Raw genomic sequence first — 14,983 nt, forward strand, 5'->3', positions numbered from 1 at the left:
TATGATAGTCACCGCTACTCCTAGCATCTAACGATGCAAATTAGGAGTACCAGTAAAGCAGTTTTTATATGTAGACTTATTCGTATTGATGCTATTTAAAATATCAATGTAGCGCTTACTTTTCGATGATATTTTTTGGGGGGTTGGCATTGTGTAAATATTTAAATAAGTCACTGTTAGTCGACAGTACTAATGTCGTATCTTCGCCAATAGCAAGCTCATAGGCTTGTAAGGTTCGTGTAAAAGCATAAAATTCAATAGATTCTTGGCTTTGGCTATGTGCGGTAGAATAAATTCCAGCGGCTTTAGCATCGGCTTTACCGCGAATTTCTACAACTTGACGATAAGCTTCTGATTGAATTTTATTTAAATCACGTTCGCGGTTGCCTAATATTCTAGCTGCCTCACCTTTGCCTTCAGATAAGAACCTTTCGGCAATTTGGCGACGTTCACTGATCATCCGCTCATAAATTTTAGGTCGTACACTTTCATTATAATTAATGCGCTTAAAACGAATATCTAATAGTTCAATACCAAACACCTTAACCTTTTCTGCCGCGGCGTTAAATATGTCTTGTTCGACAAGTTTCCTACCTTTATGGATAGGTACTAAACTGCCCATATCTAATGCTTTTTCTGCATCAGTTAACAATGGGTCACGCAGAGGTTGACGGCCTTTCGTGGTCCGAATAATTTCAATTAGCTTATGTGTTGCTACCGCATTTCGTGTCTCACTACCAAAAATATCATCTAATCTCGATTGCGCACTGCGTTCATCACCCAGACGTAAAAAATACGGCAATGGGTCGGTTATCTGCCAGCGTGCATATAAGCTAACAGAAATATATAACTTGTCCTTTGTCGGCATATCTGAAGGTGTACCTTCCCATTCCAACACACGTTTATCAATCGAATTAACCTGCTGAATATAAGGTAATTTAAACTTAATACCAGCATCAACAACCGGCTCCCCCACGGGACGACCAAATTGCGTAATAATGACTTGTTCGACTTCATTTACGGTATAAAAGGCGCCATAAAGTAAGGTAATAATAACGAATAGCAAAATACTCGTGAATAAGCTTAAATAACGTTTCATGGTTTTCTCCCTTCAATAGATGTTAAATCAAGCAAAGGTAAGACATCTATTGTGCCACTATCGATGATAATTTTATTGCTTATGGATGGCATTACTTTTTGCATGGTCTCCACGTAAATGCGCCTGCGCGTGACCTCTGGCGCCAATTTAAATTGGTCATATAGTGCATTAAAACGTAATACATCACCTTCTGCTTCATTAATTCGTTTTATTCTATAGCCATCTGCTTCGCGAATACGTTGATCTCGCTCGCCTTCTGCCAATGGGATAATACGATTGTAATCTCGGCGCGCTTCATTAATCAGCTTTTCCTTTTCTTGTTGAGCCTGATTTACCTCATTAAATGACGCTTGAACGGGCTTTGGCGGATTAATATTCTTTAATTGAACTTGGTCGATACTAATGCCCATTACATATTTAGTTGCCAAAGCCTGCATTTTTTTAAGTGCTTCAACTTCAATTTCTTGGCGGCCAATAGTGATCACTTCGTCAACAGTTCTATCACCTACCACTTCACGCATCACTGATTCAGAAACATAGCGTAACGTACCTGCTGGATCACGTACTTCAAATAAGTAATTTTTGGGATCAGCAATTCGATACTGAATAACCCATTCCACCAGTGCAGTGTTCAAATCCCCCGTCACCATTTGCGTTTCACCCACTTGATTACTTGCTACGGCTAAGTCACGCTCACGAGCACTACGGCCTATATTGTTTAAAGAATCATTGAACGAGTTGTTTATGGAGATATTTTGGTCAGGGTCTTTAGCACCAGGCGTTGAAAAGCCAAACTCTTGCTTCAACTGCCGCTTTGTTGGCACTATGTTCACTTGCTCTATACCTAAAGGTAATTTGAAATGTAAACCCGCGGGGAAAATAGCTTCAAACTTACCAAATCTCAGTACAACGGCTACAGAATCGCTAGGAACTGTGTATACCGCGGTATAAATACCACCAGTGAGCAATATAACTGCAAGGATAATCCATCCAGGTTTTTTGCCACTACTCGTTGGCAGTAATTCTTGATACTTTTGAAAAAATTTACCGACTACTTTGCTTAGATCAGGTAGCTCTGATTTGGGCTTTTTAGCGTTGTTATTATCTGGCGTCATAGGCTCCTCTCTTTATTAACTAACCTTCGAAAAATAGGTTTTAACTTTATAATTAATGACTGCCCCATCCTATCAAACTGTAAAATATAACTTTAATTAAATAAATCGTATTATATTATTTGTTTTTGGATAGACACACTTTGTAATTTCCTAGTCAGGATCATCAGAAAATTCTACGATAAATAATATTAGTTTTCTGTTCGATACCACACGTAGTCGTCATAAATCATTTCAGTTAATACAGCCGGTGATAGATAGAACATCATCACAAATATTGAATTTTGATTGAAGTTGAGTGTCGAAATAACGTTTTCACAGCTTGTGATTTATTAGATAACTTTCCATTGAATCTGAAAAATTCAAATGGTGATTTTTTTTTATAAGTGCTTACGTTAACCCTTGATGTGGCCAGTAGTAGATAATTACTGACGCACTTGTGCAGGCAAGGTCTCTATTTAAAAGGAGGGCTAAAGTGGTGGGACAGTAATTTCTGTTTGACGAATCTCAACCAGCGGACAAACACTGGCTACTTTATCGTGATATACCTCAATCTGGTGATCAGCTGGAACATCCAACATCATCAGCACTTCGCCATTACTAATTGCAGTTTCGCATGCAACCTTCTCCTGATCACTTAAACCAGCGCCTACCATACCTGAGACCCAAGCACCAAAACTCGCACCCGCAACGGTAAAACCTAAAATAGCGGCACCACCAAGGGCTAAACCCGTAGCCGGAAGGGTTATAACCGCCAGACCTGCCAATAATCCAGTAGTTCCACCAGCAATAACACCCCGTTTGATCGCTGGGTACAAGTCTGAATCATCCAATGCATCCGCTTTGGGGAGTTCGCTTAAATCGATTTTATCGTTTGCTATTAGATGCATTTGACTGTCGTTAATGCCATCAGCACGAAACAAGTTTACCAATTCACATGTAACCTTAACATCGGGGGCTAGAAAATAAATACGTTTCATTTGTTGCTCCTGTGTGCAGCCACACTGGCTAAAAACCTTATAATGTTAACAGGCATGAACTGCAGTATTTGATTAAAACAAGAAGGAAAATTTTAATAATTCCCCTATCGATAAAGTGCATGTTTATCCATAAGTCATCATAAATTCATATCCACAAAGCGTCTGTGCGTTGCCACACATTATTTAATGAAGTGATCTAAAGTCATAAATTGCATTGCTTAAGCTATGATAAACAACGTCAAAACTTACTCTCTGCTTATCAATGAGATCTTAACTAACGACAAGCTGATTGATCTGTATCAACCTTGATTCAGATAAACTAGCGCTCTTTATCAACAGTAACTAGACTAAAAATCAATCGATTAGTAGAAGCTACTACCTCTACCTTTGCTTAGGTATCTGTTTAATTTATTCTGCTATTTAATGAATGACCCTTGATATGATTAGAAATTTTTATTTCATTTGTCATTATTAATGGGCAAGAATTGATTCTCTATTATCTTCATATAGCGCAGAGTGTTAACTAGCTGGCTAATAATTCAACCTAAAAATGATTAAGGAATAATAATGAAATACTTTCTATTGAGTTTACTTGTCGTTATGTCATTAACACTGTTCAGTTGTGATAACGGAATTGACTCACCAAGAGGATTTAGTCTGCCTACAGGGAATATTGAAGCAGGTAAAATAGCTTTCTTAAAATATCAATGTTTAGCCTGCCACACACTCGATGGTGTTAAGGATGATAGTATTGCAAAGCAGCAAACCCTTTCAATTTCCCTGGGTGGTAAAAAAACTAAAATAGTCACTTATGCTGAATTGGTTACCTCTATTATTAATCCATCCCATAAATTTTCAAATTTACATTCACCACAGTTTAGAACACCTCAGGGTGAATCAAAGATGAAAGTCTTTAATGATGTAATGACTGTGACTGAACTCATTGATTTAGTATCTTTTTTACAACCTAACTATTCATTAAAACCTTATCAACAAACCAGATATCAATATTATCCACATTAAAAGGTATGGGAGTTAACATGAACATTAAATTTTTTGGAGCCACTAGAGAAGTCACTGGCTCTTGCTATTTGGTACAGGGTAATAACAAAAATATACTGATTGAATGTGGTATGTTTCAAGGTTCTCATCACCATGAAAAACACAACCATGACCCCTTCCCTTTTGATGTTAGTGAGTTAGATGCTGTGGTGATCACACATGCATCAGGCTAATGTAACCCAAGCAAGTTATAAGTAAAATATTATAATCTAAGAGGGGGTGGCAATTTGCATGGTCATTGACCAAGATATTATTATAAGGAAGGGAATTGGTTAATATCTTTGTTAATTGGTTTGTCGACAATACTGATAAAACTAGGGTCAAACAAAACAGCGTTTGTCTTTGCCTAGTCGCAGATAAAAAATTTTAGCTTAGGGCTTTTTTATGGCTACCATCACACATCGGCTGAGATGCCGTTTGTTTACAGCCACAAAAAAATACTTTTTTTGACTCTGTTGCGGTATATCTTACTGGTGAGAATTCTGAGCCTTTATGAGAGCCATCACAAAAGGGTTGTTTTTGGCTTTCCCCACAAGAACACCAAGAATATTTTTTACCTTCTTCAACGTCGACTGCAAAAGGTGTGTCAGATGCTCGTACTGGTGTAGACATAGTAATCTCCATTAATTGATATATAGCGCCCGATAAATAGGCAAGTAACTGATATTTAAAGTAAGCGATAAAGCCATAAAAGCCAACTGTTATTTATCCCAGTTGAACTTTAATTATCTGTTGAGTAAAAAAATCATAAGAAAACTGCACTAAAGTCCAAGGTCATTAAAGGGATTTTAAAATTTTATCCTCTGACATTTGAAGAATAACTATGCCAAGTGAAGTAACAATAATAAAGTTAACCCAAAAGACTAAAGCCATTAAAAACAAGGCTGCTTAAGGAATAGCGTTCAATGAAAAGGTGGATTAAAAAAACCTGCGCTGTTAATAACAGAGACGTTAAGCAAATAATTCAATTGGAAATACTAATTTTGACGCTTTAAATACCAACAGCTTGTTTAACTTTTTCTTTGTAACTTCGACTCACTTTTAATTCTTTGCCATTACTCATCACTAAGTAATATTCGCCATTAAGTTGACTACAAAACTTATCAACATAATTTTTATTAACTATGGTTGAGCGATGACTGCGTACAAATTGCTTTGGGTCTAATATTTCTTCAAGCTGCTTCATGGTTTTACGTAATATATGTGTAGCACTATGGGTATGAACACACATATAGTCTCCCGCAGCGTCAATCCATAAAATGTCTTTAACTGGGACTCTACTCACTTCGCCTGCATCTTTTATAGCCAAGATATCAGAGTAAGAAGATAAACTTACCGGTTGATTATTTGCGAGCTCAGCTAAAATTTTGTCACAATCATTACCGGTAACATCACTGACTAACTGAATAAGTTTAGATTTATGAGCAGCATTTTCTGAGCTGATCAGGCTCTGCCTAACCTTGTCCATAGATTCGGCTAAGCGAGTTTCATCAGCAGGCTTTAACAGGTAGTCTTGTGCGTGAACTTCAAAGGCTTGTAAGGCATATTGATCAAAGGCGGTGACAAAAATAACAATGGGTAGCTTTAATCCTCTTTCAATAATAGCTTGCACGACTTCAAAACCATTGAGGCCTGGCATTTGAATATCAAGAAACATTAAATCAGGTTCATAGGCTCGCACAGCTTCAAGTGCTTCACGACCATTATGGCATTGCGCAATAATATCAACGTCTTTATGATCCGCTAATCTTACGGCAAGGCCTTTCCTTGCTAAAGGTTCATCATCAACTATGATTGTTGACAGAAGCTTTGTCATGTATTTATCTCTAGTTCATAGGGCATTCTAATGCTCACTTTAACACCTTTTGGCGTATTATTGGCAACAACTAAAGAAAAATCACTACCGTACAATGCGGCTAATCTTTCTCGGCTATTTGCGAGGCCAACACCATTTTCACGATAAAGATTACCATTTTTAATTTCAGCGCCAGGACCATCATCGGCAAGTTCTAATAATAAGTCATTGGCAAAGCGGGTCACCGTAACTTTAATGGTACCGCCACTCTCTTGAGAAGCAATAGCATACTTAATAGAGTTTTCAGCAATAGGTTGTAATATCATACTGGGTACTAAGGCATTTTTACAATCATCCGCTGCGATAAACTCTACACATAATCGGTCTTCAAATCTAACTTTTTCTATATCTAGGTAAAGTTTTAGTGCATGCAACTCACTATTTAAGGTGACTTTTTTCATCGGATCTTTATCAAGAGAATAACGAAGAAACTCACTTAATTTAGTCACCATACCATTGGCTATTTTATTTTCATTAACCAAAATAAGGGTAGAGATTGCATTAAGAGTATTAAACAAAAAATGAGGATTGAGCTGATAACGCAGCATTTTAAGCTGAGCCTGGTGAGCGACACTGTTAGCTTCTAAAACATTTTGTTTTTCTTTTTGCAGCATTTGATAATATTTTGTACCAAAGTATAAACCACTCCAGCTCAAAATAATAAAAAATGAATAAACACTGTTAGTGGTGTAGTACAGCCAAAAATCAGGGCGATAACCGTGCTTGTATATTTCCCAGTGGTTAATGTTTTTAACAACTTGCCAAAGTACGCCAACCAAATAAGAGGCGACTATGACCACAACGGCTATTTTTGCCGGACTAAAATTCCAAACTCTACGATATAGGTAGCGCAAAGGCACAGTGAACAGCCAACCTGCATAAGCATTGAGAAAAATTATCACGACAAAAATATCACGAGGATCATGTAATAATGATCCTAAATAATGCACTAAAGCAAATCCAAACCAACTAGTGCTATGCACTAACCAAAACAGTCGGTTCTTATTTTCTAATAATTCTTTCCAATTCACGCAGTATAACCAATAAAAAATCTTATAATAATTATGAAGTAGCTTTGCCATTCACGCATTACCGTTGACCGTAGCATTTCAGCGACTCAACTCATTTGTATTCAATATAAATACAAAGCTTTAAAGCGCTATCATTTTACCTAAACGTTGCCCACCGACTAAGTGCATATGGATGTGATAAACCTCTTGGCCGCCATGATCATTACAATTAATAATAAGGCGGTAGCCATTTTCAGCAATGCCCTCTTCTTTGGCTATTTTTTTAGCGACAGTGATCATGCGCCCTAGAGTGAGCTCGTCATCGTCAGTGACATCATTAACCGTCGGAATTAATTTATTCGGAATAATAAGAACATGGGTACTCGCTTGTGGTGTTATGTCTCTAAATGCTGTTACGAGTTCATCTTGATAGAGTAAAGGTGTTGGTATTTCTTGTCTGATTATTTTTGAAAAAATAGTTTCTTCTGCCATGATATGCTCCGTTGTGTCTGTTAGTTTACTTCTGGTGTCCACTTATTATAGTGTATCGCGTTATCAACTGAACGTCTCGGCAACCACCCTGCACTTTCTAATTCAGGTTTGTCTTTGAAATGTGTGACATAACCAACGCATAAATAAGCAATGATTTCAATTTTTGTGGGAATATTCAAAGCATCTCGAAGCTTGTCATCTTCGATAATACTTACCCAGCCAACGCCTAAATTTTCTGCTCTTGCGGCAAGCCATAAGTTTTGTACAGCGCAAACCGCACTGTATAAATCCATTTCAGCTTTGATCGTTTTTCCTAAGACAACTGGGCCATTTCTTTCTCTATCACATGTGACACATATTCCTATCGGCGCTTCTAATATCCCTTCAAGTTTTAACTTTTGATAGCTTTGTTGTTTATCATCTGTAAACATTTTTTCAGAGACCGAATTTGCTTGCTCAAATCCATGCTTAATTTTTTGTTTTGTTTCTTTATCATTAATAACAATAAAGTCCCACGGCTGCATGAAACCAACACTGGGAGCATGATGAGCGGCGGTTAATACTCGCTTTAAAACATCTTCTGGGATGGGTTTGTTAATAAAATCGCTTCTAACATCTCGACGTGAAAAGATAGTTTTATAAACCGCGTCTCTTTCTTTTTCAGAAATATGCATTTGAATAATTTTTGCTTGAGGTAAATGAAATAAATAACAATGTCGCATAAAAAAGGTCTAGGTTAAAAATTAACCTAGACCTAATCATATATTTAAAAACTCATCGTTAGCTTTTTTTCAACACTCGTCGAGTGAAGCCAAAGGTTAATAGAGCGAATAAACTGATAAAGCCTAAACCAGCGCCTTCTCTTTCTATTTTTTTCTCTACCGCTGAACAGTCATCTATCTCACCCGCTAACGGTCTCAATGTGACAGCACGAACAACATCTTCTAAAAGCTGCTCGCCAGTATCTAAATCAAACATCAATTCACCTTTTGCGTCACGGCGAGGTGCTTTAACAAGTGCTGAAGCAGATATTTCATTTTTATCGTTAATGTCTCGCGCTTCGATAATTGTGTACTGTGAGTCACAAGTTAAAAAGTCATTGAGATCGGTAAAGGTCTTACTGGCAATCTCATACATAAAAGCATGTCTACGACGAGGAGACTGCTGATCGTTATGTGTTTCAACTTCACCTTCACCAACAATAATACCATTTTCGTTAATAGCACGTGCAGTACTTGATGAGCCCTTGAAAAAGTCATCAGGCATTATCATTTGCATACCACTATCAAAATCATTGGTATCTACATGAAAGAATTTTGTACGCGTATTACCATTTACCACCGTTTTAGTATGACCGATAGCAATACCAGCATTATTAATACCGTAAGTACGAGAATCAAAAAACTTACTATGATCATCTGTGAAGTCTTTCACTTGCCCATTTTTATAAACTACCGCATATAAATTTCGACGTTCGTTTCTGCTTGGTTCGGTTTCGTTCTCATCCACCCAACCATGAGCAAAACCAACAGCAACGCCATCATTATTAATAGCCTGTGCGTAGTTAAGGAATTCTCTTGTATCATCAACATTTGGCGTAACTAAATGTCCTAAAGTCTCAGTCTTTGTTACCCCTTCCAAACTTAGCGTCCACTTTATTGCTTCAGTGTTATACATACTCGACACAGCATTTTGAATACAAATTTCGAACGGAGCATTTGCTAAAATAGCAGGGTCTGCACAGCCACCCGTTTCATCAAAAATAAAATCAAGCGCTTCTTGATCGATACTCGTACTGGCATAACCGACAGCGAATAAAGATTCACTCATGTCTAAAATAGCAGAATCACCGCCTAAGCGAAGATTCTCGGCAACATCGTCACCTTCAGTTGGTGGCTTTAACTCAATAATGGTATTGCCTGCATCAGGAGAATAAAAGGCTCTTGAGGTAAAATCACGAACCCAATAGACAACAGGGTTATTATCAGTGCCCGTAAATGGCAATGCAGTATATGGAGCTGAGCCGTTACCATAAATCCAGCCATCATTAGTAATACCGTTTACATAATCAACCGTTGAACGCGTCAATGTTGTGGTATCTGGGAAATATTGGTCAAATACAGCAAAGCTTTCAGTATCACCCGCTTTACCTGTTAAGTTACGCATAGCCAAGATATTACCAATTTTTTGATAAAACCTAGCTGAGCTACTGCTGTTTTGACTAGTCAAATACAGGACAGCCCAAGCTAAATCGTTAGCGGTTGGATTGCCTAACCTTAAGTCGTTTTCGTTTTCAATATCGACTAAGCCATCAACATCTTCATATTGTAAATTGGCAAATCTAACAATACTATCAAAATCATTAGTATCAAAGTACTGAAATTGAACGGGAAAATTATAAATATCTGAGCCAGAAATAGCCATTTGATTTTGGTTGTTTTCTTGCTGAGCATAACTATATTTAACTATATCAATGCCACCTTTATCGATAACTTCATATTTAGCTGCCTGTGCCATTGATAAACTTAACGCACTGCTAATTCCTAAAACTAATACAGATTTTACAAATTTGTTCATATACTACTTAACTCTCATTTCTTGTTATAATTCATCTAGCTCTTGCCATCTTGCGAAAGCGATTTCGAGTTTTGACTCACTTTCTTCAAGCTGGTTCAATATATTTTTTGTTTTATCACTATCTTGAGCAAAAAAGTTAGCGTCGTTGACTTGTTCTTGCAATGAATTGATTAATGCTTCAAGTTCATCGACCTGCCCAGGCAGCGCTTCTAATTCACGATTATCTTTGAACGATAATTTTTTTTTAGTAGGCACATTAACTGCAGATTTACTCTCACTCACTAAATTAACAGGGGCTTTTATACCTTCAGCTAACTGCTTACGCTGTTCAGCTTTGTATGCTAAATAACTATCAACATCATCATAACCGCCAACAATATTTGTTATTTCACCACTGCCGTCAAAGTAAAGACAACTATTTACACAATTATTAACAAAATCGCGATCATGGCTTACTAAAATAACGGTTCCTGCATAATTTGCAACGACTTCTTCTAATAATTCTAAAGTTTCTATATCTAGATCGTTAGTTGGCTCATCAAGAATAAGTAAGTTGCTGGGTCTTAAAAATAGACGTGCTAATAACAAGCGATTTTTTTCACCACCTGAAAGCGCACGTACAGGAGTTCTAGCACGTTTAGGACTGAATAAGAAATCTTGCAAATATCCCAATACATGGCGTGTTACCCCATTAACAGTGACTTCTTGCTTACCTTCGGCAACGGTGTCCTGAACGGTCATACTCAAGTCTAAAGCATCGCGATGTTGATCAAAATAAGCCACATCTAAATTAACACCAACACGCATCTTTCCTGAGGTGGGTTGTTGTTGTTCCATGATTAATTTGATTAACGTTGACTTACCCGTGCCGTTGGCACCAATAAGGGCTAAACGGTCGCCACGCGTTATAAGTAAATCTAAACCATTAAAAATGGTTTTATCACCGAACGCCATATGCAAGTTTTCACACTCAAAGACTAACTTACCTGAGCGATCTCCGGTTGATATATTAATATCGCCCTGCTTCTTAACTTCACGTCTTTCTTGGCGTTCGACTCGTAACTTTTCAAGTGAACGAACTCTGCCTTCGTTACGAGTTCTGCGAGCCTTAACCCCTTGTCTTATCCATACTTCTTCTTCAGCTAGACGCTTATCAAAAAGCGCATTTTGTGTGGACTCAACTTCTAAGTCGTGAGCTTTTTGTTCGATATAAAGATCATAGTTACCAGGATAGCTAACAAGCTGACCACGGTCTAAGTCTAAAATACGGGTCGCTAAACCACGAATAAATGCTCTATCATGACTAATAAATATGATAGTGCCTTTAAAGTCTTTTAGAAATTGCTCTAACCACAACACACTACTAATATCTAAATGGTTAGTAGGCTCATCAAGTAATAGCACGTCAGGCTCGCTGACTAATGCTTTCGCTAATGCCAGTTTACGTAACCAACCACCAGAGAGATCGCAAATCATTTTGTCTGCTTCTAGCGCTAGCGTGGTTAATACTTTATCGATACGTTGTTCATCTTGCCAAGCATTGGCTTGGTCAAGTTGTTGTTGAACGTTTGATAATTTATTAAGATTCTTCTCTGAAGGGTCTTCACCAATAATATGAATTATATGGTGATATTGCTTAATCAATTCTGCATTTTCAGCAACACCTTGAGCAACATAATCAAAAACGCTCATTTCAGATGACTCAGGTGGATCTTGCTCTAACATCGCTAACTTAATGTTGCTCGACATCAAGATCTGACCATCGTCTAGGTTCTGTTTACCCATCAACACTTTCATTAATGAAGACTTACCTGCGCCATTTTTACCAACTAAACAGACGCGTTCGCCCGTTTTTACCGTTAAGTCTGTCTTATCTAAAATACTGTCTTCACCGAAGGCTAATTCGCCTTGAGCTATTCGGATTAATTCCATGGTTTATATCAACTCTACTACTTGTGATTGTTCGAAAGGCCAGAATAATAATGTGTTATCACTCAAGCGCTCTAATACGGGAATATGAACACCGTATAAATTTACTAAATTATTTTCATTACTGGTGTCATCATCAATAATATCAACCACCTTAATTTGGTGATCGGGTATTATATCAACAATTAACTCTGCAGCTTGCTCACAAAGGTGGCAACCTGCACTACTATATAAGTGAAATAAAACACTCATTAAGCCGTAACTTTTTTACGGGTAATTAACCAACTGTTATGGATGTGCTTATTACGCTGAAAATCTTTATCGCGGGTTAACTCTGAAATTGACTTCACCTCAAAATTTAAAGCAGCAACAGCATCAAAGTCCATTTTGAAGTTTCGTTTATTATTCGTGAAAATAAGCTCACCGTTTTCAGCAACACACTTCATTGCATCAGTAATTAACGCCACGTGATCGCTTTGCACATCAAAGCTGTCTTCCATACGCTTAGAATTTGAGAACGTTGGCGGATCAACGAAAACAACATCGTAAGTGCCCCTATGTTCTTTTAACCAAGTTAAACAATCGGCTTGTACAAATTGATATTTATGACCTGACAATTTATTCAAGGCAAAGTTTTCTTGTGCCCAGTTCAAGTAAGTATTCGACATATCAACAGTAGTAATACTTGTTGCGCCATGCAGTGCGGCTTGCAATGAAACAGAACCGGTATACGCAAATAAATTAAGTAATGATTTGTTTTTAGCTTTCTGTGCAACAATTTGCCTGGTTTTACGGTGATCTAAAAATAAGCCTGTATCAAGGTAGTCCCATAAATTAATTTTTAATTTTGCACCATGTTCGTTGATAATCATCGACTGTTTACTTTGATCAACACGTTGATATTGGTCACTGCCCTTTTGCTTGGCACGGGTTTTTAATATCACCTTATCGGTAGGAACACCGAGTACCTTAGGAGCAAAATAGATAACTTCTTGCAAACGTTTTGCTACTTTACTTTCTTCGATAATTTTAGGTGCTGAATACTCTTGAATAACCAAATACTCACCATAAACATCAACCGCGACATTATATTCTGGAATATCTGCATCGTATAAACGATAACATTCAATATTTTCTTTTTTCAGCCAGCTTTTTAAATTTTTCTTATTTTTTAATAAGCGATTACCAAAATCCGAATCTTTATCTTCGAATTCTGCATCATTGTTTTGCCCTGAAGCTTGTTTTTCATCGACGTTATAAAGAGCAAGTTGACAATCTAATGGACCATTCTTAAATTTATAGCGTTTGTGGCTTGCTAGCTTCATCATCGAAAGCAATTCAACATTCGCTGTTAAAATAGCAATACGCCAGTCCACAAATTGTGCTTTTAGTTTTCGACCTAATAAAACAAAATTTTCAACAAGTTCTGGTAATTCACCAATACGCTCCCCATAAGGAGGGTTAAGTAAAAAAGTACCATTGTGGCCAAAACCATTATTTAAATTATTGATATCTTTACATGAAAATTCAATAAACTTTTGTACACCGGCATTACGAGCATTTACTTGTGCGGTATTTATTACTCGGCTATCAATATCAATACCAAAAACTTTCGCTTTTAATTCTTCAAGACCAAGATGTGATTTTTGTTTAGCTTGAGTTAATTGTGCTTGCCACGGGTATAATTGATGACCAAGCCAACAATCAAATCCCCATTTTACTCTGTCGATACCCGGCGCGTAACCTGCGGCCATCATTATAGCTTCAATTAAAATCGTGCCAGAACCACACATAGGATCAACAAGCGGTTTAGTGGTATCATCTAACCAGCCCGAACGAGTAATAATAGCCGCCGCTAGATGCTCTTTTAATGGCGCAGCACCCGAGTGCTCGCGATAGCCACGCTTAAATAAACTACGACCAGAGAAATCAAGATAAATAACAACCTTTTCTCTTAACAAACGCGCTTGAAAACTGATGTCTGGCGTACTTTTGTCAACAGAAGGTCTATCCATACCTTGATCACGAAAATGATCAACTAGCGCATCTTTAATCGTAAGCGCACCAAACTGGGTATTTCTTATTTCATCACTTGACCCGACAAAGTCGATAGCAAAGGTATGGTTACTCGAAAATTGTTCAGACCAATTAACACTTTGCGCGGTTGCAAAAAGTTTATCTTTATTTTCAGCATCACCTTCAGCAAGTTTTAATAAAATTCGCGTTGATAAGCGACAATAGAGACAGATTTTATAGGCCTCTTCAATTGTTGCCGTAAAATATACGCCTTCAGGCTTTTGCACGACTTGTGATGCTTTTAAATCTTTTAGCTCTTGAGCTAATAAAATTTCTATACCAGGAGATGTTAATGCTAAAAATTGCTGCATGAGTGTTTTCCAGACCGATTTATGCCCGCAATTATAAACAAAGACGCTAACTACTTATATAGAGACGTGCATAAAACACCAATATTCATTGATATATATTTTAAAATATTTTTAATAACTGTATTAGCAGACTTTAAAGGTCATAAAACCACCGTTTAGACTACAATTAGGGCAATTAACTGCCATTTTTCAATAGATGTAAAAATGTTAAAGAAACGCCTTGCAATGTGATGTAACTATCCTTAAGATACGCATCGCTTTCAAGGGCTCAGCCTTTTGAAATGCATTCGTTAATAACAAGAATTAAAACAGTTATGGCTTGTTTATGTGTAACCTTTGATGGGAATACTTAAACCATTCGGACGCGGGATGGAGCAGTCTGGTAGCTCGTCGGGCTCATAACCCGAAGGTCGTCAGTTCAAATCTGGCTCCCGCAACCAACTTAAGATATAAGTATAAAATCAGGTCGTCAGTTCCCTT

At 37.4% G+C, this 14,983-nt stretch carries 14 protein-coding genes and 1 tRNA gene; 3 read left to right on the top strand and 12 right to left on the bottom strand.

Translation table 11 applies throughout. The annotated features are described in order from the left end of the window. Positions 1-115: 115 nt before the first annotated feature. The 3 genes from hflC to H4J69_RS11945 form a co-directional block, all read right to left on the bottom strand. The gene (hflC, locus tag H4J69_RS11935) at positions 116-1,099 is read right to left on the bottom strand and encodes a protease modulator HflC (protein WP_070373525.1); all 984 of its coding nucleotides are present in this window, start codon (positions 1,097-1,099) and stop codon (positions 116-118) included. Then, positions 1,096-2,214, bottom strand: coding sequence for an FtsH protease activity modulator HflK (hflK, locus tag H4J69_RS11940; RefSeq protein WP_182215250.1), 1,119 nt, complete (start codon positions 2,212-2,214; stop codon positions 1,096-1,098). The genes hflC and hflK overlap by 4 nt, the downstream gene beginning before the upstream one ends. Positions 2,215-2,681: 467 nt before the next feature. Further along, positions 2,682-3,191: a DUF1269 domain-containing protein gene (locus H4J69_RS11945; protein WP_182215252.1), complete on the bottom strand. Its 510-nt coding sequence runs from the start codon at positions 3,189-3,191 to the stop codon at positions 2,682-2,684. A gap of 567 nt (positions 3,192-3,758) precedes the next feature. Here H4J69_RS11945 and H4J69_RS11950 point away from each other — a divergent pair. Next, positions 3,759-4,214, top strand: a complete 456-nt coding sequence (locus H4J69_RS11950) for a cytochrome C (protein WP_182215253.1) — start codon at positions 3,759-3,761, stop codon at positions 4,212-4,214. A 17-nt stretch (positions 4,215-4,231) separates the two neighbouring features. Beyond that, complete coding sequence (locus tag H4J69_RS11955; protein WP_220466035.1) at positions 4,232-4,426, top strand: MBL fold metallo-hydrolase; 195 nt, start codon at positions 4,232-4,234, stop codon at positions 4,424-4,426. Positions 4,427-4,619: 193 nt separating this feature from the next. Here H4J69_RS11955 and H4J69_RS11960 read toward each other — a convergent pair whose 3' ends face one another. The 9 genes from H4J69_RS11960 to rlmKL form a co-directional block, all read right to left on the bottom strand. Further along, positions 4,620-4,865, bottom strand: a complete 246-nt coding sequence (locus H4J69_RS11960) for a CDGSH iron-sulfur domain-containing protein (protein ID WP_070373520.1) — start codon at positions 4,863-4,865, stop codon at positions 4,620-4,622. A 379-nt stretch (positions 4,866-5,244) separates the two neighbouring features. Beyond that, complete coding sequence (locus tag H4J69_RS11965) at positions 5,245-6,069, bottom strand: LytTR family DNA-binding domain-containing protein (RefSeq protein WP_070373519.1); 825 nt, start codon at positions 6,067-6,069, stop codon at positions 5,245-5,247. After that, on the bottom strand, positions 6,066-7,139 hold the full coding sequence (locus tag H4J69_RS11970; protein ID WP_070376930.1) for a sensor histidine kinase: 1,074 nt from the start codon (positions 7,137-7,139) through the stop codon (positions 6,066-6,068). The genes H4J69_RS11965 and H4J69_RS11970 overlap by 4 nt, the downstream gene beginning before the upstream one ends. A gap of 120 nt (positions 7,140-7,259) precedes the next feature. Continuing rightward, positions 7,260-7,610 (bottom strand): purine nucleoside phosphoramidase, encoded by a 351-nt coding sequence (hinT, locus tag H4J69_RS11975; protein ID WP_182215258.1) that lies wholly within the window; start codon positions 7,608-7,610, stop codon positions 7,260-7,262. A 20-nt stretch (positions 7,611-7,630) separates the two neighbouring features. Then, positions 7,631-8,284, bottom strand: coding sequence for a 5,6-dimethylbenzimidazole synthase (bluB, locus tag H4J69_RS11980; RefSeq protein ID WP_182215260.1), 654 nt, complete (start codon positions 8,282-8,284; stop codon positions 7,631-7,633). 106 nt (positions 8,285-8,390) lie between these two features. Beyond that, positions 8,391-10,187: a DUF3466 family protein gene (locus H4J69_RS11985; RefSeq protein ID WP_182245079.1), complete on the bottom strand. Its 1,797-nt coding sequence runs from the start codon at positions 10,185-10,187 to the stop codon at positions 8,391-8,393. A gap of 24 nt (positions 10,188-10,211) precedes the next feature. After that, positions 10,212-12,119, bottom strand: a complete 1,908-nt coding sequence (locus H4J69_RS11990; RefSeq protein WP_182245080.1) for an ABC transporter ATP-binding protein — start codon at positions 12,117-12,119, stop codon at positions 10,212-10,214. A 3-nt stretch (positions 12,120-12,122) separates the two neighbouring features. Further along, on the bottom strand, positions 12,123-12,368 hold the full coding sequence (locus H4J69_RS11995) for a glutaredoxin family protein (protein WP_182243499.1): 246 nt from the start codon (positions 12,366-12,368) through the stop codon (positions 12,123-12,125). Then, on the bottom strand, positions 12,368-14,503 hold the full coding sequence (rlmKL, locus tag H4J69_RS12000) for a bifunctional 23S rRNA (guanine(2069)-N(7))-methyltransferase RlmK/23S rRNA (guanine(2445)-N(2))-methyltransferase RlmL (RefSeq protein ID WP_182221907.1): 2,136 nt from the start codon (positions 14,501-14,503) through the stop codon (positions 12,368-12,370). The genes H4J69_RS11995 and rlmKL overlap by 1 nt, the downstream gene beginning before the upstream one ends. A 363-nt stretch (positions 14,504-14,866) precedes the next feature. Between rlmKL and H4J69_RS12005 the strand changes: the two genes are divergently transcribed. After that, positions 14,867-14,943 (top strand) — tRNA-Met (locus H4J69_RS12005). The last annotated feature ends 40 nt before the right edge of the window (positions 14,944-14,983 follow it).

It is taken from the genome of Colwellia sp. BRX10-9 (genome assembly GCF_014077405.1).
Classification (GTDB): Bacteria; Pseudomonadota; Gammaproteobacteria; order Enterobacterales; family Alteromonadaceae; genus Colwellia_A.

Excerpts from the sequence above, each read along its gene's own strand:
- hflC (WP_070373525.1), bottom strand. The coding sequence starts at position 1,099 with ATGAAACGTTATTTAAGCTTATTCACGAGTATTTTGCTATTCGTTATT.
- hflK (WP_182215250.1), bottom strand. The coding sequence starts at position 2,214 with ATGACGCCAGATAATAACAACGCTAAAAAGCCCAAATCAGAGCTACCT.
- H4J69_RS11945 (WP_182215252.1), bottom strand. The coding sequence starts at position 3,191 with ATGAAACGTATTTATTTTCTAGCCCCCGATGTTAAGGTTACATGTGAA.
- H4J69_RS11950 (WP_182215253.1), top strand. The coding sequence starts at position 3,759 with ATGAAATACTTTCTATTGAGTTTACTTGTCGTTATGTCATTAACACTG.
- H4J69_RS11955 (WP_220466035.1), top strand. The coding sequence starts at position 4,232 with ATGAACATTAAATTTTTTGGAGCCACTAGAGAAGTCACTGGCTCTTGC.
- H4J69_RS11960 (WP_070373520.1), bottom strand. The coding sequence starts at position 4,865 with ATGTCTACACCAGTACGAGCATCTGACACACCTTTTGCAGTCGACGTT.
- H4J69_RS11965 (WP_070373519.1), bottom strand. The coding sequence starts at position 6,069 with ATGACAAAGCTTCTGTCAACAATCATAGTTGATGATGAACCTTTAGCA.
- hinT (WP_182215258.1), bottom strand. The coding sequence starts at position 7,610 with ATGGCAGAAGAAACTATTTTTTCAAAAATAATCAGACAAGAAATACCA.
- bluB (WP_182215260.1), bottom strand. The coding sequence starts at position 8,284 with ATGCATATTTCTGAAAAAGAAAGAGACGCGGTTTATAAAACTATCTTT.
- H4J69_RS11985 (WP_182245079.1), bottom strand. The coding sequence starts at position 10,187 with ATGAACAAATTTGTAAAATCTGTATTAGTTTTAGGAATTAGCAGTGCG.
- H4J69_RS11990 (WP_182245080.1), bottom strand. The coding sequence starts at position 12,119 with ATGGAATTAATCCGAATAGCTCAAGGCGAATTAGCCTTCGGTGAAGAC.
- H4J69_RS11995 (WP_182243499.1), bottom strand. The coding sequence starts at position 12,368 with ATGAGTGTTTTATTTCACTTATATAGTAGTGCAGGTTGCCACCTTTGT.
- rlmKL (WP_182221907.1), bottom strand. The coding sequence starts at position 14,503 with ATGCAGCAATTTTTAGCATTAACATCTCCTGGTATAGAAATTTTATTA.